Annotated in this window: 18 protein-coding genes; 16 read left to right on the forward strand and 2 right to left on the reverse strand. The window is 66.6% G+C overall.

The window, feature by feature from the left end; translation table 11 throughout:
- Positions 1-18: 18 nt before the first annotated feature.
- The 6 genes from glp (at position 19) to CXQ90_RS04720 (ending at position 4,163) form a co-directional block, all read left to right on the forward strand.
- Positions 19-1,311, forward strand: a complete 1,293-nt coding sequence (gene glp / locus CXQ90_RS04695; protein WP_104137320.1) for a gephyrin-like molybdotransferase Glp — start codon at positions 19-21, stop codon at positions 1,309-1,311.
- A complete protein-coding gene (gene moaC / locus CXQ90_RS04700; RefSeq protein WP_104137322.1) occupies positions 1,299-1,793 on the forward strand; it encodes a cyclic pyranopterin monophosphate synthase MoaC in 495 nt (164 codons plus the stop codon). The genes glp and moaC overlap by 13 nt, the downstream gene beginning before the upstream one ends.
- Entirely contained in the window at positions 1,790-2,314 is a 525-nt protein-coding gene (locus CXQ90_RS04705; protein WP_104137323.1) for a MogA/MoaB family molybdenum cofactor biosynthesis protein, read from the forward strand. Before moaC ends, CXQ90_RS04705 begins: the two co-directional genes overlap by 4 nt.
- Entirely contained in the window at positions 2,304-2,807 is a 504-nt protein-coding gene (locus tag CXQ90_RS04710; protein WP_104137325.1) for a molybdenum cofactor biosynthesis protein MoaE, read from the forward strand. Before CXQ90_RS04705 ends, CXQ90_RS04710 begins: the two co-directional genes overlap by 11 nt.
- Positions 2,808-2,910: 103 nt before the next feature.
- Complete coding sequence (dapB, locus tag CXQ90_RS04715; RefSeq protein ID WP_104137326.1) at positions 2,911-3,669, forward strand: 4-hydroxy-tetrahydrodipicolinate reductase; 759 nt, start codon at positions 2,911-2,913, stop codon at positions 3,667-3,669.
- Positions 3,670-3,674: 5 nt separating this feature from the next.
- Positions 3,675-4,163 (forward strand): hypothetical protein, encoded by a 489-nt coding sequence (locus CXQ90_RS04720; protein ID WP_104137328.1) that lies wholly within the window; start codon positions 3,675-3,677, stop codon positions 4,161-4,163.
- Positions 4,164-4,213: 50 nt separating this feature from the next.
- Here CXQ90_RS04720 and CXQ90_RS04725 read toward each other — a convergent pair whose 3' ends face one another.
- Positions 4,214-5,446 (reverse strand): heparan-alpha-glucosaminide N-acetyltransferase domain-containing protein, encoded by a 1,233-nt coding sequence (locus tag CXQ90_RS04725; RefSeq protein WP_104137329.1) that lies wholly within the window; start codon positions 5,444-5,446, stop codon positions 4,214-4,216.
- 267 nt (positions 5,447-5,713) lie between these two features.
- Here CXQ90_RS04725 and CXQ90_RS04730 point away from each other — a divergent pair, with 267 nt between their 5' ends.
- The 8 genes from CXQ90_RS04730 (at position 5,714) to CXQ90_RS04765 (ending at position 14,327) form a co-directional block, all read left to right on the forward strand.
- A complete protein-coding gene (locus CXQ90_RS04730) occupies positions 5,714-5,983 on the forward strand; it encodes a hypothetical protein (protein ID WP_104137331.1) in 270 nt (89 codons plus the stop codon).
- 9 nt (positions 5,984-5,992) lie between these two features.
- The gene (locus CXQ90_RS04735; protein WP_104137332.1) at positions 5,993-6,766 is read left to right on the forward strand and encodes a carbon-nitrogen hydrolase family protein; all 774 of its coding nucleotides are present in this window, start codon (positions 5,993-5,995) and stop codon (positions 6,764-6,766) included.
- 95 nt (positions 6,767-6,861) lie between these two features.
- Positions 6,862-7,770 carry a 4-hydroxy-tetrahydrodipicolinate synthase gene (dapA, locus tag CXQ90_RS04740; protein ID WP_104137334.1) on the forward strand — a complete coding sequence of 303 codons (909 nt, stop codon included), beginning with the start codon at positions 6,862-6,864 and terminating at the stop codon, positions 7,768-7,770.
- Between the two features lie 42 nt (positions 7,771-7,812).
- Positions 7,813-9,504: a ribonuclease J gene (locus CXQ90_RS04745; RefSeq protein WP_104137335.1), complete on the forward strand. Its 1,692-nt coding sequence runs from the start codon at positions 7,813-7,815 to the stop codon at positions 9,502-9,504.
- Between the two features lie 93 nt (positions 9,505-9,597).
- Entirely contained in the window at positions 9,598-12,516 is a 2,919-nt protein-coding gene (locus tag CXQ90_RS04750) for a DNA translocase FtsK (protein WP_104137337.1), read from the forward strand.
- A gap of 40 nt (positions 12,517-12,556) precedes the next feature.
- The gene (gene pgsA / locus CXQ90_RS04755) at positions 12,557-13,240 is read left to right on the forward strand and encodes a CDP-diacylglycerol--glycerol-3-phosphate 3-phosphatidyltransferase (RefSeq protein ID WP_104137338.1); all 684 of its coding nucleotides are present in this window, start codon (positions 12,557-12,559) and stop codon (positions 13,238-13,240) included.
- Positions 13,241-13,242: 2 nt separating this feature from the next.
- Entirely contained in the window at positions 13,243-13,737 is a 495-nt protein-coding gene (locus tag CXQ90_RS04760) for a CinA family protein (protein ID WP_104137340.1), read from the forward strand.
- 137 nt (positions 13,738-13,874) lie between these two features.
- Positions 13,875-14,327, forward strand: a complete 453-nt coding sequence (locus CXQ90_RS04765) for a helix-turn-helix domain-containing protein (protein ID WP_055798349.1) — start codon at positions 13,875-13,877, stop codon at positions 14,325-14,327.
- A gap of 91 nt (positions 14,328-14,418) precedes the next feature.
- On the opposite strand, the gene CXQ90_RS04770 is transcribed toward CXQ90_RS04765, so the two are convergent.
- Entirely contained in the window at positions 14,419-14,928 is a 510-nt protein-coding gene (locus tag CXQ90_RS04770; protein WP_104137342.1) for a MarR family winged helix-turn-helix transcriptional regulator, read from the reverse strand.
- Between the two features lie 42 nt (positions 14,929-14,970).
- Between CXQ90_RS04770 and CXQ90_RS04775 the strand changes: the two genes are divergently transcribed.
- Complete coding sequence (locus tag CXQ90_RS04775; RefSeq protein ID WP_104137343.1) at positions 14,971-15,195, forward strand: DUF3046 domain-containing protein; 225 nt, start codon at positions 14,971-14,973, stop codon at positions 15,193-15,195.
- 207 nt (positions 15,196-15,402) lie between these two features.
- A complete protein-coding gene (recA, locus tag CXQ90_RS04780; RefSeq protein ID WP_104137345.1) occupies positions 15,403-16,458 on the forward strand; it encodes a recombinase RecA in 1,056 nt (351 codons plus the stop codon).
- The last annotated feature ends 94 nt before the right edge of the window (positions 16,459-16,552 follow it).

The raw sequence follows: 16,552 nt of genomic DNA on the forward strand, positions 1-16,552 counted from the left end.
CGCACCGAAGGCAGGACCATGCACAGCCACCCGCAGCCGCACGTCACTGCCACCAGCGCCGACACTTCCGCCCCGCATACGCACGCAGACACGGGGACGCACACGCACACGCACCGCAGCGTGGCGGAACACCGGCAGGCCGTCAGGGAACTCCTGGTACCGCTCGCAGCCGGACGCGGCCAGCGGCTTCCCCTCGTCCAGGCCATGGGCCGCGGCCTGGCCGAGACCGTCACGGCACCGCTGAGCCTGCCTCCCTTTGCCAACTCCCAGATGGACGGCTTCGCGATCCGCTCGGCGGACGTGCCCGACGGCGGCAGGCAGCTGCGCGTGGTTGCCCCCGTTCCGGCCGGCGCCAGTCCTGCAGCCCTGCAACCGGACACGGCAGCACCGATTATGACGGGGGCCATGGTCCCCGCCGGGGCTGACGCCGTCGTACCCATCGAGCGGGCCGTTCCGGCCGCGTTCCCCGCCCCCGGCGAAGAGTCCACAGTGTGGTTGCCGCCGGCGGCTGCCGGAACGTTCATCCGTGATGCCGGCAGCGACATCGAGGCGGGCGAGCGCGCCCTCGGCGCGGGCACTTTCCTGGGGCCCGGGCAGCTGGGGCTGCTCGCCGCGCTGGGGCTCGCGGACGTCCTGGTCCACCGTCCGCTGACGGTTCTCCTCGTGACCACGGGCGATGAGGTGGTGGAACCCGGCGAACCGCTGGAGGATGGCAAGATCTACGATGCCAACGGCACGCTGCTGGAAACGGCGCTGCGGCAGGCCGGCCTAGCCGTGGTCCGGGCAGGCATCTCCACCGACAACCCTGTGGAGCTCCGAAGCCTCCTGCGCAGCCACACGGCCGCCGTGGACTTCATCGTCACTACCGGAGGAGTCAGCAAGGGCGCCTACGAGGTGGTGCGGCAGGCCATGGACGGCCAGGACGTGGCGTTTCAGCACGTGGCCATGCAGCCCGGCGGTCCGCAGGGACTCGGAACGTTCGACGGCGTACCCCTCCTGGGGTTCCCGGGGAACCCGGTCAGTTGCCTCGTCTCCTTCGAGATGTTCCTTCGTCCCGTCCTCAGCGAACTGTTCGGGTCCCCGCCCCCGAGGCCGGTGATCCGCGCCCGGCTCGCACAGCCGCTGACGTCCCCGGCGGGCAAGCACCAGATACGGCGAGGGACGCTGCTGCCGGACGGCACCGTTCGGCTGGAGGGCGGCGAAAGCTCCCACCTGGTCCGGGCGCTCGCGCAATCAAACGCCCTGGTCCACGTACCTGTCGGAGTCTCTGCACTCGCCAAGGGCGCCGAAGTGGAAGTATGGATGTTGTGACTGCAGAAAATGACAATGCCGAGCTGACGCACCTCCGCCGCGACGGTACGGCCCAGATGGTGGACGTCTCGGGAAAGCCGGAGACCACCCGCGAAGCCACGGCCACCGCAACGGTCCGAAGCACCCCCGAGGTCCTGGCACTGCTGGGCTCCGGCGGCCTGCCCAAGGGCGATGCGCTGGCCGTCGCCAGGGTCGCCGGAATCATGGCGGCCAAGAAAACCCCGGAACTCATCCCGCTGTGCCACCCACTGCCCATTTCGAAGGTTACGGTCGACTTCGCGCTGGGTGCGGAGGCCGTGGACATCCTGGCCACCGTGAAGACGAGGGGAGTCACCGGCGTCGAAATGGAGGCCCTGACCGCAGCGTCCGTCGCGGCGCTGAGCGTCTACGACATGATCAAGGCCGTGGACAAGCATGCCGTCCTGACGGACATCAAAGTGCTCGCCAAAAGCGGCGGCAAGAGCGGGGACTGGACACTGTGAGCAACGCCTCGGCTAATTCAAAGCCCCACGTCCACGGGGAGGTGCAGGGCCGGAAGGCCGGCGTCGTCATTGCCTCGACGCGCGCCGCCGCCGGCCTTTACCGCGACGAAACCGGCCCGGTCATCATCGACTGGCTCACCGAACACGGTTTCGAGCCGTTTCCCGCGATGGTGGTGCCCGACGGCGAGCCGGTGGGAGCCGCGATCCGCGCGCTCCTGACCCAGCAGCCCGCCGTCGTCATCACCAGCGGCGGCACCGGGCTGAGCCCCGATGACCGGACGCCGGAAATGACGCTTCCGCTGCTGGATCGCGAAATCCCCGGCATCATGGAGGGCATCCGGCAGGCCGGAATCGCCAAAACGCCGCATGCCATGCTCAGCAGGGGGCATGCCGGCGCGGCCGGACGGACATTCATCGTTAATCTGCCGGGATCACCGAAGGGCGTCATGGACGGACTGTCCGTGCTGGATCCGGTGATCGGGCACCTGTGCGACCAGTTGGAGGGCGGACATGGGCACTGAACCATCACTGACGGGAACATCCCCGGGAACATCAACTCCGGGGCCGTCATTCGAAGTTGTGCATGCGGTGCTGAGCGCGGAGCCCATCTCCGTGGACTGCGCCATCGCGGCCGTGGAGTCGGACACCGCCGGTGCGGTGGTCAGCTTCAGCGGCGTGGTGCGGAACCACGACGGCGGCAAGCCGGTTGACCGGCTCAGCTACAGCGCGCACCCCACGGCACATCAGGTGATGGCGGACGTCGTGGCGCAGCTGGTGGCGGAGCACGAGGGTTCCGGCGCGGCCACGCCGCCGGTCCGGATCTGGGCCGCGCACCGGGTGGGTCCCTTGGAAATCGGCGAACCTGCCCTGGTCTGCGCTGTGTCCGCGGCACACCGCGGCCAGGCCTTCGCCGTGTGTTCAGAACTCGTGGATCGCATCAAGGCACAGGTTCCCATCTGGAAGGAACAGTTCTTCAGTGACGGCACCGTGGAGTGGGTCGGGGCCGGGGAGTAGGTCAGGGTCCCTAGCGGGCGGGGTTCCGGGGCCCGGTCGCGAGGGAGGTAACGCAGGGCGCCCGGTTCCTGCCGCCGGGCGGGCGAAAGGTAGTGTTGAATCCATGACCGAACAACTCGCCGTCGCCGTCCTGGGCGCGAACGGGCGCATGGGCGCCGAGGCCGTCAAAGCTGTGGCAGCCGCCCGCGACATGAAGCTCGTCGCCGCGTTGGGCCGGGGTGACTCCCTGGACACATTGCTCAGCTCGGGCGCCCGGTACGTGGTGGATCTCACCGTTCCGGAGAGCACCGAGGAGAACGTGCGTTTCGCCGTCGAGAACGGCATGCACGCTGTAGTGGGCACCACCGGCTGGGATGCCGGCAAGCTGCAGGAGCTGGAGTCGCTGCTGGCAGGCCGCCCGGACGTCGGCGTCCTGATAGCGCCAAATTTTGCCCTCGGTTCCGTGCTGGCATCAGCCTTCGCTGCCAAGGCTTCGAAATACTTTGAATCCGTGGAAATCATCGAACTCCACCACCCTGACAAGGTCGATGCGCCGTCCGGTACGGCCGTCCGGACCGCCCAGCTGATAGCGGCGGAACGGGCAGCGGCCGGCCTGGAACCAAGCCCCGATGCAACCACCAGCGAACTTGCCGGTGCCCGCGGATGCGAAGTGGACGGCGTCCGGGTGCACAGCGTGCGGCTCCGCGGCCTGGTTGCGCATCAGGAGGTGCTCCTCGGCGGCCCGGGAGAGCAGCTGACGCTGCGGCATGATTCGTTCGACCGGGCATCCTTCATGCCCGGGGTTCTGCTGGGCGTCCGGAACGTCGCGGACCACCCCGGACTGACGGTGGGACTCGACGGCTACCTGGATCTGGGGCTGTAACTACCGTGAAACCGATCCTTGGCCAGCTGAAAAAGAACCGCACCAAGATCTGGGTGGGTGCCGTAACGCTCCTTCTGGTCTTCTACCTGGTGGTGTCTTTCCAGCGCTCGGTGCTCCTGCTGATGGATGCGGAACCAGTGGCCAAGGCCATTGGGGCTGCGTACCTGGTCCTGCCGGTCATCGGCGCGTGGGCGCTGATCCGCGAATTGCTGTTCGGCGCCCGCACCGAACAGATGGCCCGCGTGCTCGAAGCCGAAGGCGGCCTGCCGGTGGACAACCTTCCCCGCACCCCCGCCGGGCGGATTGTCCGTTCCGCGGCGGACCAGGAATTTGAGAAGTACCGCGCTGAGGCAGAAGCTGCCCCGGACGACTGGCGGTCATGGTTCAGGCTCAGCTGCGCCTACGACGCCGCTGGTGACCGCAAGCGCGCGCGTTCCTCCATGCGGGACGCGGTGCGGCTGTTCCAGGCCTCCAAGGGCGCCCTTACGCGGTAGCTCCTGACCTAGCTCCTGGTGCGGTAGCTCCTGGCGCGCTAGCGCAGGCGTTACCGGATCCCCGCCGGCTGGTGCCGTCCCACCTGGTTGGCGGCGTGTCCGAGCCATTCGAGCGGCCCGCGCCACTTCAGGACCGCGAAGACCATCCCGATCAGGACCGCCAAAGCGGCATGGGCGAAGTACATTCCGTCCTCGGTCCATCCGGCCGGCAGGGGCTTGAGGTGGAACGACGCCACGACGCACACGTGAACCGTGTACAGGGACAGCGTCATGGCCCCGGCGCCGCGCAGCGGAAGCAGCAGGTCCAAGGCCAGCCATTCGCCCAGGCGGCCCACCAGCAGGCACAGCCCGACGACGGCTGCCGCTACTCCGCTCGTATGCAGCAGGTCCAGGGTGGTCCCGGAGTGGGGTGCGCTGCTGGCCAGCCACCACCATGAACCTTCCTGCCGGACGCCGGCCAGGTTGACCTGGAGAAGGCTGTCCAGCGGGTAGTTCGGATCCGTCAGCATGGCCTGCAGGGCGTCCCGCCCGCCCCACGCTTCCATCGCCGCCGTACCCAGGACTTTTGAGAAGGCGGCCACCGCGGTGCCGCCGGCCAGCAGGAGTACCGGCACCGCCGCCGTCGCCAACGCCAACCGGCCAATGATGAGGCCCACCAGCAGATACGAAAGCCACTGGAACACCGGATAGTAGCCCGTCAGGAACAGGTCGCCCAGAAGTTGGCCGGGAGTGGACAGATCCTCCCAGCCAGGGTTGTGGTTCAGCTGCAGGGGCGGATCCGCGGCCATGAGCCAAGGCCGCAGCAGGAATGCGATCACGGGCGAGCCCAGGATCCAGCCGGCGGCCCAGGCACAGAGTGCTTTCAGCTGCAGCCCGATAAATGGCAGGACGCACAGGAAGAGAACGGCGTAATGGACCAGGATCACCGCCACGTTGACCTCAAGCCCGCCGAGTGCCAGGCCGACGACGGCAATGACCAGGGCGCGCAGGGCGATGCCCCGCCGTGCCGCCGCTAGGGCACTCCCCTCGAGGGGCCGCTGCTTGCCGGTGGACAGGGCAATCCCGATTCCCGCAAGAACGGCGAAGAGGGCCGCTGCCCGGCCGGAGAAGGTGAGGCCGATCCAGGTCGGTGTCAGCGCAGCGTCGGATTCGAACGTCGGAATAAGGTGGGTGGCCATCATTCCCAGGAGGGCGAGGCCGCGGGCGGCGTCTATGCCCGCAAGCCGGCCGGCTGCGGCGCCTTTCTTGGTTCCGGACGATGCAGCCGTGCTCCGCGAGGTCATAATGCGATCGTCTCACATCTGGCTATGACGCTTTTCCCACCTTCCCCGTTGGTCCGCCGGGACCGGATGAACGGTGGATCGAACCAGGCCTTGTATTCGAACATATGTTCGAATACTATCGGCTGCATGAACAACTCTTCCAGGCATACGTTAGGGCGCGGGTCCGACAATCGCGGGGACTCGGATAAGCCCGCGCACACCGCTGCGCACACCGCCCCGCCGGCGCATGGCAGGTCAGGGCACGGCACTGGGGGGCCGCTGAAGGCGATGAGCCCCGGCGTTGTGGACTACCTGTTCAGGCAACTCGTCGCCGGCGAGCCCGCCGAGGACTTGCAGTGGAGCAGCGAGGGAATCGAGCTCTCGGCCCAGGTTCCCGGGGCGGAGCTGGCGCGCCGGCTCGCCGAAACGGACCTTGACGCGCTGACGCCCACGGAACTGTTCCACTACGTCCGGGCCGCTCAGCGGCTCGCCAGCTGGGCGGAGTCCCTGCGGGAAGCGGCGGTCGAACGCTACTGCGCGGGGACGGACCCCGCCTAGGATGGAGGCGTGACCCCAGCACTGACCGTGACCGCCGTCCAGTACCGGGCCTTGGAGGGCGGTATTGCAGGCAACGTGCCCGAGCATGTCGGCCTTATCGAGGATGCCGATTCCCACGGTGCCAGGCTGGTGGTCTTCCCAGAACTTTCCCTCACGGGCTACAACCTGCCGCTCCTTGGCGACGGGGATCAGTGGCTGGCGCCGGGCGACGCCCGTTTGGGTCCCATCAGGGAGATCTGCCGGCGGACAGGAATTACCGCGGTGGTCGGCGCAGCCTTTCGCGAAGGGGACGGCACGCCGCGGCTGGCGTCTTTGGCCCTCCACCCCGACGGCACCGCCGACGTCGGCTTTAAGACGCATCTCCACGGAGACGAGGCGTCCCTGTTCTCCGCCGGGCCGGGGCCGGCCATCCTGGAGATCGACGGCTGGAAGATTGCCTTGGCCATTTGCTTCGACGCGGCCCATCCCGCCCACTCGGGCACGGCCGCGGACGCCGGCGCCGACGTCTACGCCGTATCGGCGCTCTATACAGAGGGGGAGGGGCACCGCTTGGGGCTGCACCTGGGTGCGCGGGCCATGGACAACCGGATATACACGCTGCTGGCCAACCTCGGAGGCCGGACAGCGTTGGGGCCGTCCTGCGGTCTCAGCGGTTTCTGGGGCCCGGACGGACTGCCAATGCAGCATGCCTCCGGGACCGGAACGGAAGTGGTCACTGCAGTGCTGCGGCGGGGTCCCCTCGAACGGTACCGGAACGAACCGTACCGGCACGCCGCAGGCTGACGCCGCGGGAGCGGGCCCGGCGTTTTCCGGAATTTGACGATCATCACGTGCCGGCCATTGTCCTAACTTGCAGGTGACAGGGTAACGTTTTTCCCATGGCTGACACTTCCGCGAACATTCCCGCTCTTGGTACCCTCGTGACCGCCATGGTCACGCCCTTCACCAAGGACGGCAAAGTGGACTACCAGCAGGCGGCGGAGCTCGCCAGCAAGCTCGTCGACGACGGCTGCGACGGCTTGGTGGTCACGGGGACCACCGGCGAAACCTCCACACTCACCGACGAGGAAAACCTCGGAATGTTCCGCGCCGTCAAGGATGCCGTCGGCGGACGGGCCAGCATCATCGCCGGCACCGGGACCAACGACACTGCCCACTCCGTGCACCTTTCCCAGCAGGCGGCCGCGCTCGGCGTTGACGGCCTCCTGCTCGTCACGCCGTACTACAACAAGCCCAGCCAGGCAGGCGTCCGCGCACACTTCGAGACCGTCGCGTCCTCAACGGACGTGCCCGTCATGCTCTATGACATCCCGGGACGCTCCTCCATCGCGATCGCGCCCGACACCATGATCCGTCTTGCGCAGCACCCCAACATCGTCGCCGTCAAGGACGCCAAGGCCGATTTCGCCGCCGCAACCCGCGTCATGGCCGAGACCGACCTCCTTTTCTACTCCGGCGACGACGGACTGACCCTTCCCTGGATGGCCCTGGGTGCGGTGGGACTGGTGGGCGTCACCACCCATGTCGCCACCCGCCGCTTCCGGGAACTGATCGACGCCGTCAATGCGAACGACCTCGGAACGGCCCGCAAGATCAACTTCGAACTTGAGCCCGTGGTCCGTGCCACCATGACCCGCGTCCAGGGCGCCGTTGCGGCCAAACAGATTCTTAAATGGCAGGGAGTCCTGCCCAACTCGGTTGTCCGTTTGCCCCTCGTGGAGCCGGACGAAGCCGAGATCGAAATCATCCGCGAGGATTTGGCGGAAGGAGGGCTGGTCTTTTCCTGACGGACTGAGACCGGCACTCTTCCGCCTGGAAAGAAGTGCATTATGACCCAAGTAGCCCTACCCGGCCTCGTCACGCCTCCCCGCCTTCCCCAAGGCACCCTGCGGATCGTTCCGCTCGGCGGGCTCGGCGAGATCGGCCGCAACATGGCTGTGTTCGAAATCGACGGCAAGCTGCTCATCGTCGACTGCGGCGTCCTCTTCCCTGAGGAAACGCAGCCCGGCGTCGACCTGATCCTGCCCGATTTCTCCTACATCGAGAACCGGCTGGACGACATTGTCGCCGTCGTCCTGACCCATGGCCACGAGGACCACATCGGCGCTGTGCCGTACCTGCTCCGGCTCCGCAATGACATCCCGCTGGTGGGATCGCAGCTGACGCTCGCCCTCATCGAGGCGAAGCTGCAGGAACACCGAATCAAGCCGTACACCCTTACCGTTGTCGAAGGACAAGTAGAGAAGTTCGGCCCGTTCGAATGCGAGTTCGTGGCCGTCAACCACTCGATTCCCGATGCCCTGGCCGTCTTCCTCCGCACTGCGGGCGGAACCGTCCTGCACACCGGCGACTTCAAGATGGATCAGCTGCCGCTGGACGGCCGGATTACTGACCTCCGCCACTTTGCCCGCCTCGGCGAAGAGGGCGTGGACCTGTTCATGTCCGACTCCACCAACGCCGACGTTCCCGGTTTCACCACCGCGGAAAAGGAAATCGGCCCCACCCTGGAACGGCTTTTCGGACAGGCCAGCAAGCGCATCATCGTGGCTTCGTTCTCGTCGCACGTGCACCGCGTCCAGCAGGTCCTGGATGCCGCCGGAAAGCACAACCGCAAAGTTGCCTTTGTGGGCCGCTCCATGGTCCGCAATATGGCCATCGCCGCGAAACTGGGCTACCTGGACGTGCCGGACGGCATCCTCGTGGACGTCAAGAACATCGGGAACCTTCCCGACAACCGCGTGGTGCTCATGTCCACCGGCTCCCAGGGTGAGCCGATGGCCGCGCTGTCCCGCATGGCCAACGGCGACCACCCGGTGGTGGTGGGCGAGGGCGACACCGTCATCCTGGCGTCAAGCCTCATCCCGGGCAACGAGAACGCTGTCTTCCGCATCATCAACGGCCTGTTGAAGCTGGGTGCGGACGTCATCCACAAGGGCAACGCCAAGGTGCACGTGTCCGGCCATGCCGCGGCGGGCGAGCTGCTCTACTGCTACAACATCCTCGAGCCGCTCAACGCCATGCCCGTGCACGGCGAGACCCGCCACCTGATCGCCAACGGAAAAATCGCCGAGGAGTCGGGCGTGCCGGAGGCGAGCATCCTGCTGGCGGACAACGGCACCGTAATTGACCTCAGGGACCACCAGGCCGACGTCGTGGGCCAGGTCGAGGTCGGGTTCGTCTACGTGGACGGCTCCAGCGTGGGCGAAATCACCGACGCCGACCTCAAGGACCGCCGCGTCCTGGGCGATGAAGGCTTCATCTCCATCATCACGGTCATCAACCGCGCCACCGGAAAAGTGGTCTCCGGGCCGGAAATCCACGCCCGCGGCGTCGCAGAAGATGACTCGGTTTTCGACGACATCATCCCCAAGATCAACGCTGCGCTGGAAGAAGCCGTCCTCAACCGCACGGACCACACCACGCATCAGCTGCAGCAGGTTGTCCGCCGAGTGGTGGGAACCTGGGTCAACCGCAAGCTCCGCCGCAAGCCGATGATCATCCCTGTGGTCCTGGAAGCCTAAACGGGCTTCGCGGGGCTGGCGGCGAAGGCGAACACAGCCCCGAAAGCCTGTAAATCCGCGGATCCGGGGCCCGGGTGGAGTACCGTGGCACATATGGCCACACGTACTTCCCCCGCGCCAAAACGTACTTCCGGCGGCAAAGCAGGCACGTCCGCAAGCCGCACCGGTTCCGCCGCGGCCAAATCCGGCCGGGCAGGAGCGTCGGCCGGCACCGCCCGTACTCGGCAGCTGCCCGCCGTCGAAACCCGGCAGCCCTGGCTGCTGAGGGTAATCGGCGGCGCGTGGCTCGGCGTCGGTCACTTGGTCGGCGGGGGAGTGCGGCGGATCGGCCACGACGTGAGCGACCTCGCACCGGAGGACCGCCGTGACGGTGCCGCCCTGTTCAACCTGGCGCTGGCGGTCTTCATTGCCACCTTTGCCTGGTGGGGCCTCCGGGGCTGGTTCCCGGACGCCGTCTACGCGGTGGTCAACGGCACATTCGGCTGGATGTCCCTTGTGCTGCCGCTCATGCTGTCGGCCTGCGCCTTCAGGCTGTTCCGCCAGCCGGCCGACGGCAGGGGAAACAACCGCGTTGGCATCGGCTTCCTCATCATGACGTTCGCGGGCTGCGGGCTCGCCCACATCGTGGGCGGCCAGCCGACCGTGAGCGAGGGCTTTGACGGACTGCGCCAGGCCGGGGGCATGCTGGGCTTCCTCGCGGCCACCCCGCTCGCGGCCATTCACGCCGCGGTGCCGGTGGTCCTCTACGCCCTGTTGGCATTCGTCTCGCTGCTCATTGTCACGGCCACCCCCTTCGGAGCCATTCCGCGGCGCCTGCGCGGCGCCTACGAGCACCTCATGGGCATCGACCTTCAGGACCACGGCGACGACGGCGGCGGACACGACCGCAGCTACCTCTACGACAGCGCCCCCGCAGAGCCGAAAAAGAAGCGCAAACGGCTCTTCGGCAAGGACCACGACGCCGAAGCCCGCCGCCTTGAGGGTTATGTCGGCGACGAGGCCTTCGAACATGCCGTCATCGATGACGACGCCGCACCCGACTCCGCAAAGGGCGCCAAAGGCTCCAGTGCCGTGGCGCCCGGCGTGCGCCGCCCCACCCAGGCGGAGATCGCCGTCGAAAAGATCAAGGCAGCCCAGGGGCTCGGCAGCGCCGCCGGAGCGGAAGCCGAGAACGCCACTGAAGCCATACCGCTCGTCACCCCCGGCATGGTGGCCGCAGGTTCGTTGAACCCGGCAGCCGGAGCCGCCGGTGCGGCGGCCGCCCAGGTCCCGTCGCGGCCCGTCGCCCCCGCGCCGCCGCCCACGCCCATTCCGCAGCGCACCGAGCAGCTCTCGCTGGCGGGCGATGTCACCTACACGCTGCCGTCGTCGGACGTCCTGACCCCCGGTTCCATCCCGAAGGAGCGCACGGAGGCCAACGACGCCATCGTTGCCTCCCTGACGGAGACACTGACGCAGTTCAACGTGGACGCCCAGGTGACCGGCTTCAGCCGCGGCCCCACCGTGACGCGCTACGAGATCGAGCTGTCACCGGGCACCAAGGTGGAACGCGTCACGGCACTGTCCAAGAACATCTCGTACGCCGTGGCATCGAGCGACGTCCGCATCCTGAGCCCCATCCCGGGCAAGTCGGCCATCGGCATCGAGATCCCCAACACGGACCGCGAGACCGTCTCGCTCGGCGACGTCCTCCGCAGCCAGAACGCCCGCCGCACGGACCACCCCATGGTGATGGGTGTCGGCAAGGACGTTGAGGGCGGCTACGTCGTGGCCAACCTGGCCAAAATGCCCCACCTCCTCGTGGCGGGCGCCACCGGTGCCGGTAAGTCATCGTTCGTGAATTCGATGATCACGTCCATCCTGATGCGCGCCACGCCGGACGAGGTCCGCATGGTCATGGTGGACCCCAAACGTGTGGAACTGACCGCCTACGAAGGCGTCCCGCACCTGATCACCCCCATCATCACCAACCCCAAGAAGGCGGCCGAGGCGCTGCAGTGGGTGGTCCGGGAAATGGACGCCCGCTACGACGACCTCGCCAACTACGGCTTCAAGCACATTGACGATTTCAACAAGGCAGTCCGCGCCGGCAAGGTCCATCCGCCCGTGGATTCCAAGCGCGTCATCCGCCCCTACCCGTACCTGCTGGTGATCGTGGACGAGCTCGCCGACCTCATGATGGTGGCGCCCCGGGACGTCGAAGATTCGATCGTCCGCATCACCCAGCTGGCCCGTGCGGCCGGCATCCACCTGGTCCTGGCCACTCAGCGCCCGTCGGTGGACGTCGTCACCGGCCTGATCAAGGCCAACGTGCCGTCCCGCATGGCGTTCGCGACCTCCTCCGTCACGGACTCCCGCGTGGTCCTTGACCAGCCGGGCGCCGAGAAACTCATCGGCCAGGGCGACGCACTCTTCCTGCCCATGGGCGCCTCGAAAGCCATGCGCGTCCAGGGCGCCTGGGTCACCGAGTCCGAAATCCACAAAGTGGTCGAACACGTCAAGGGCCAGCTCAAGGCGGTCTACCGTGACGACGTCGCCCCGGAGGCGCAGAAAAAGCAGATCGACGACGACATCGGCGACGACCTCGAGGTGCTGCTGCAGGCCACGGAACTGGTGGTCACCACGCAGTTCGGCTCGACGTCGATGCTGCAGCGCAAGCTCCGCGTCGGCTTTGCGAAGGCCGGCCGGCTCATGGACCTCCTCGAATCCAGGGGAGTGGTGGGCCCTTCCGAAGGCTCCAAGGCCCGCGACGTCTTGGTAAAGCCGGACGACCTCGCCACCGTGCTGGCCGCCATGAAGGGCCAGGAAGCTCCGGCAGCCCCTGACTCCCAAACCGCCGCCCTCAGTGACAACGCCAACGCCAACATCGCCCAAGGCGGGTACGCCGAGGACCTCGTGGCCTCCGACCTGGACAACCGCACCCAGAACGTCGAGTACTACGACGGCGCCGACGCCAGCTCCGGCGACGACGAGGACGGTTCCGAAGACGCCTGGTCCCTCACCGGACGGTAGCCCCTCAAGACGGCAGCCCGGAAGACGGTAGCCTAGAAGGGTGACTAGCACCGAAGCGACCGCGGCCGGCTCCAACAGCTCCGGGATCTGGAATCTTCCCAACATCCTCACCATGCTCCGCATAGTGCTGGTGCCGTTCTTTGTGTGGTTCCTTGTGGCCGATGCTCCGGGCCTCCGCAGCGAGTCCGGACTCTGGCGCTGGGCCGCCGTGGCGGCGTTCGCCGTCGCCATCTACACGGACAAGCTCGACGGCGACATCGCCCGGAGCAGGGGGCTGGTCACCGACTTCGGAAAGATCGCCGATCCGATTGCGGACAAGCTCCTCATCGGCTCCGCCCTGGTCATGCTGTCTGTCCTGAACGAGCTGCCCTGGTGGATCACGGTGGTCATCCTGGTCCGCGAATGGGGCATCACCGCCCTGAGGTTCTTCGTGATCCGCTACGGCGTGATCCCGGCCTCCCGCGGCGGCAAGCTGAAGACGGTGGTCCAGACTGCCGCTATTTTCCTCTACCTCCTCCCGCTGTCCGCCCTTGCACCGTGGTTGGTCTGGGTGGCCTTCGCCGTCATGCTCGTCGCCGTGCTGATTACAGTGTGGACCGGCGGCGAATACGTCATTGAAGCGATGAAGGTCCGGGCGCAGGGGCTGCGCCGGAGGGCCGAGGAACCCCACGAACCGGAACACCGTAATCCGGAAACCCGTAATCCGGAAACTCGGGCGGGATAACCATGACCAACCTGCACCGGATCGCCGGCGAGGCCGTCGCCGCAGCCGTGGGCCGGGGAATCACCGTCGCCACCGCCGAATCGCTGACGGCCGGCATGGTCACGGCCATGTTGGCTGACACGCCAGGTGCATCGGCCATGCTGCAGGGCGGCGTTGTTTCGTACCGGAACTCCGTCAAACGGGACGTCCTTGGCGTTCCGCAGGCGCTGCTGGACTCCGTCGGCTCCGTAGACGGCGCGGTGGCGGCAGCGATGGCCGACGGCGCGCGGCGAACCTGCGGCGCGGACCTCGGAGTGTCCACCACAGGCGTTGCCGGGCCGGACGATCACGATGGCAAGCCGGTAGGGACAGTGTTCATCGGCGTCGCGACGGCTGAAGGTTCGACGTCGTTTCCCTACAGCTTCGAAGGCACCCGGGCAGAGATCAGGGCACTGGCTTGCGGGGCCGCGCTGGAGCGGCTTCAGGAGGCGCTGGCTTCGCTAAGCTACCGGGAGTAAGGTTGCCGGGAACAAAAAGCGAATCCGAATAGTTGTTATTTTGTGTCGCCTCCGCATCGGAGAGGCGCCTAGGATGAAAAGACCAATAGCGGTTCGCTTCACGTGAACCGGACTAACGAGGGAGCAAGGCGATACAGATGGTAAAGCAGCCCGTATCCGTAAACGGCGTTGTCCGCTGGAAGGATGTGGGCCTCGCCGATCAGGCAAAGAGCGAACAGAAGGAGCGCAAGATGGTAGTACTTCGTCACGAAATCGGTGATGTTCTGCGCGACGTTCGCCAGCGTCAGGGCCGGACCCTCCGCGAAGTTTCACACAGTGCCCGGGTTTCCCTGGGTTACCTCAGTGAAGTGGAGCGCGGCCAGAAGGAAGCCTCTTCGGAGCTGCTGTCCTCGATCTGCTCGGCCCTTGACGTTCCGCTGTCCAGCATGCTCCGCGAGGTCAGCGACCGCGTGGCAGTGGCTGAGGGCGTTGCCGTTCCGGACACCGTGCCACAGGAATTCTCGCAGCGTTACGGCCGCGACCTTGACCGCGAACTCAATACTGACCTGTCCGACGAACTGGCCAAGGGACTGCTCTCGGGCGCCCGGTAACCAGCTCCAAGGAATAGACGTAAGGCCTTCGGCAGCAGCCGGAGGCCTTAGTCGTGCCATCCCAGGATGTAGGCGTCGTGCATGTGCGGTCTTAGGGGGCGTCGTCTTTCGGGAAGCCGTCACGCTCGTACGTGGCGTTGAGCTTGGCCATGTACGTGGCCAGCGCTTCGAGGTCCTCCACAGGCCACTCACCCAGCCTCTCCCGGAACACCTGCCGCCGGGCATCCTGCACCTGGTGCATTTTCTCTTCGCCCTCCGGCGTGAGCCTGATGGTCTGGGCCCGGCCGTCCAGCGGGTCCGCTTCCTTGACGACGAGGCCGATGCTCTCGAGGAACGCAATCTGGCGGCTGACTGACGGCTTGCCGACGCCGATGCAGGAAGCCAGCTCGGTCAGCCGGATGGGACCCTCTTTGCGTATCACCGTCAGCAGTCCGTAGGCCGCGGGCTCCATGTCCGGGTGCACCTGTCGCGACAGCTGCTGGGAGACCGACCGCGCCCGCCGCCAGAAGATGCTGATCTGATGCTCCACGGTCTTCAGCGCATCATCGAGGGTGTCCTCGGAGTGGGCGGAGACTCCGGGGACGTCAGGGGGGTTGCTCATGGCAACCATTCTAAGGTCAGCGCCCGTGAGAGACTCTATGTCGTGAGGATTAGTGATTTTTGGCGGCTCATGGACGACGAATTCGGCGCAGGCTACTCGCGCGTGCTCGGCGGTTCGCTGGTGCTCGCAGGGGTAGGCGGCCGGACGGCGGAGCAGGCCCTGGCCGCGGGCGTCAATCCGCGCGATGTCTGGCTCGCCGTCTGCGACGTCCAGGACGTCCCCGCGGAGCGCCGCCTGGGACGCGACATCAAGCCCAGCCGGAACTGACCGGAGTCCTGGCCTCCTGAAGACTCCTGACACGCCGACAGATTGTTCGAATATCTGTTCGGGTGCCGCTATGCTTTTTTTGAGCAGGTTATCCACATACGCACTCCCACCCGGCAACAATGTCAGAGGGTGGCGTTAGCGTCAGTGATGACAGAAAACGGGCCGTATAGGCCACTCCAAAGCGAGAAAGCATTAGAGGTGTGAACCATGGCCGCAGCCCCGGATCGTGAAAAGGCGCTTGAAGCAGCGCTTGCCCAGATTGACAAGCAGTTCGGCAAAGGCTCCGTCATGCGGCTGGGTGATGAAGTCCGGGCGCCCATCGAGGTTATCCCGACAGGATCCATCGCCCTGGACGTGGCGCTGGGAATTGGCGGACTGCCGCGCGGCCGGATCGTGGAGATCTATGGACCGGAATCGTCCGGTAAAACCACCGTTGCACTGCATGCTGTGGCGAACGCCCAGCGGCAGGGCGGCATCGCCGCCTTCATCGACGCCGAGCACGCCCTCGACCCCGAGTACGCGGCCAAGCTGGGTGTTGACACTGACGCACTGCTGGTCTCCCAGCCGGACACCGGTGAGCAGGCGCTGGAGATCATGGACATGCTGATCGGCTCCGGCTCTCTTGACGTCATCGTCATCGACTCCGTGGCCGCGCTGGTGCCGCGTGCGGAAATCGAAGGCGACATGGGAGACAGCCACGTCGGCCTGCAGGCGCGCCTCATGAGCCAGGCTCTGCGAAAGATCACGGGCCGGCTGAGCCAGACCAAGACCACCGCCATCTTCATCAACCAGCTCCGCGAAAAGATCGGTGTCTTCTTCGGCTCGCCGGAGACCACCACCGGTGGCAAGGCACTGAAGTTCTACGCCTCCATCCGAATCGACGTCCGCCGGATCCAGACGCTGAAGGAAGGCGCCGATTCCGTGGGTAACCGGACCAAGGCGAAGATCGTCAAGAACAAGATGGCCCCGCCCTTCAAGATTGCCGAGTTCGACATCATTTACGGTCAGGGCATCTCCCGCGAGGGCGGCATCATCGACATGGGCGTGGAGCACGGCATCATCAAGAAGTCGGGTTCCTGGTTCACCTACGACGGTGACCAGCTCGGCCAGGGCATGGAAAACTCCCGGCGCTTCCTTCGCGACAACCCTGAACTGGCGGCGGAACTGGAACGGCTCATTAAGGAAAAGCTGGGCGTCGGTGTGACCCCCGCGGCTGCCGACGCCGAGGCTTCCCCGAAGCTGAAGGCCGTTGACGGGTTCTAACCGCAACCGCCGCGCCGCGTCTGCCGCCCAGGAGTCTGCCCCGCCCTCCGCATTCGCGGAGGACGGGTCGGCGGAGGACAGGTTCGCGGGGGAC

Source organism: Arthrobacter sp. ZGTC131 (assembly GCF_002929275.1).
In the GTDB taxonomy this organism is placed as follows: Bacteria; Actinomycetota; Actinomycetes; order Actinomycetales; family Micrococcaceae; genus Arthrobacter.

Bases quoted from the DNA above. Each gene is read 5' to 3' on its own strand.
- glp (WP_104137320.1), top strand. From the start codon at position 19: ATGCACAGCCACCCGCAGCCGCACGTCACTGCCACCAGCGCCGACACT.
- moaC (WP_104137322.1), top strand. From the start codon at position 1,299: ATGGATGTTGTGACTGCAGAAAATGACAATGCCGAGCTGACGCACCTC.
- CXQ90_RS04710 (WP_104137325.1), top strand. From the start codon at position 2,304: ATGGGCACTGAACCATCACTGACGGGAACATCCCCGGGAACATCAACT.
- dapB (WP_104137326.1), top strand. From the start codon at position 2,911: ATGACCGAACAACTCGCCGTCGCCGTCCTGGGCGCGAACGGGCGCATG.
- CXQ90_RS04725 (WP_104137329.1), bottom strand. From the start codon at position 5,446: ATGACCTCGCGGAGCACGGCTGCATCGTCCGGAACCAAGAAAGGCGCC.
- CXQ90_RS04730 (WP_104137331.1), top strand. From the start codon at position 5,714: ATGAGCCCCGGCGTTGTGGACTACCTGTTCAGGCAACTCGTCGCCGGC.
- dapA (WP_104137334.1), top strand. From the start codon at position 6,862: ATGGCTGACACTTCCGCGAACATTCCCGCTCTTGGTACCCTCGTGACC.
- CXQ90_RS04745 (WP_104137335.1), top strand. From the start codon at position 7,813: ATGACCCAAGTAGCCCTACCCGGCCTCGTCACGCCTCCCCGCCTTCCC.
- CXQ90_RS04750 (WP_104137337.1), top strand. From the start codon at position 9,598: ATGGCCACACGTACTTCCCCCGCGCCAAAACGTACTTCCGGCGGCAAA.
- CXQ90_RS04760 (WP_104137340.1), top strand. From the start codon at position 13,243: ATGACCAACCTGCACCGGATCGCCGGCGAGGCCGTCGCCGCAGCCGTG.
- CXQ90_RS04765 (WP_055798349.1), top strand. From the start codon at position 13,875: ATGGTAAAGCAGCCCGTATCCGTAAACGGCGTTGTCCGCTGGAAGGAT.
- CXQ90_RS04770 (WP_104137342.1), bottom strand. From the start codon at position 14,928: ATGAGCAACCCCCCTGACGTCCCCGGAGTCTCCGCCCACTCCGAGGAC.
- recA (WP_104137345.1), top strand. From the start codon at position 15,403: ATGGCCGCAGCCCCGGATCGTGAAAAGGCGCTTGAAGCAGCGCTTGCC.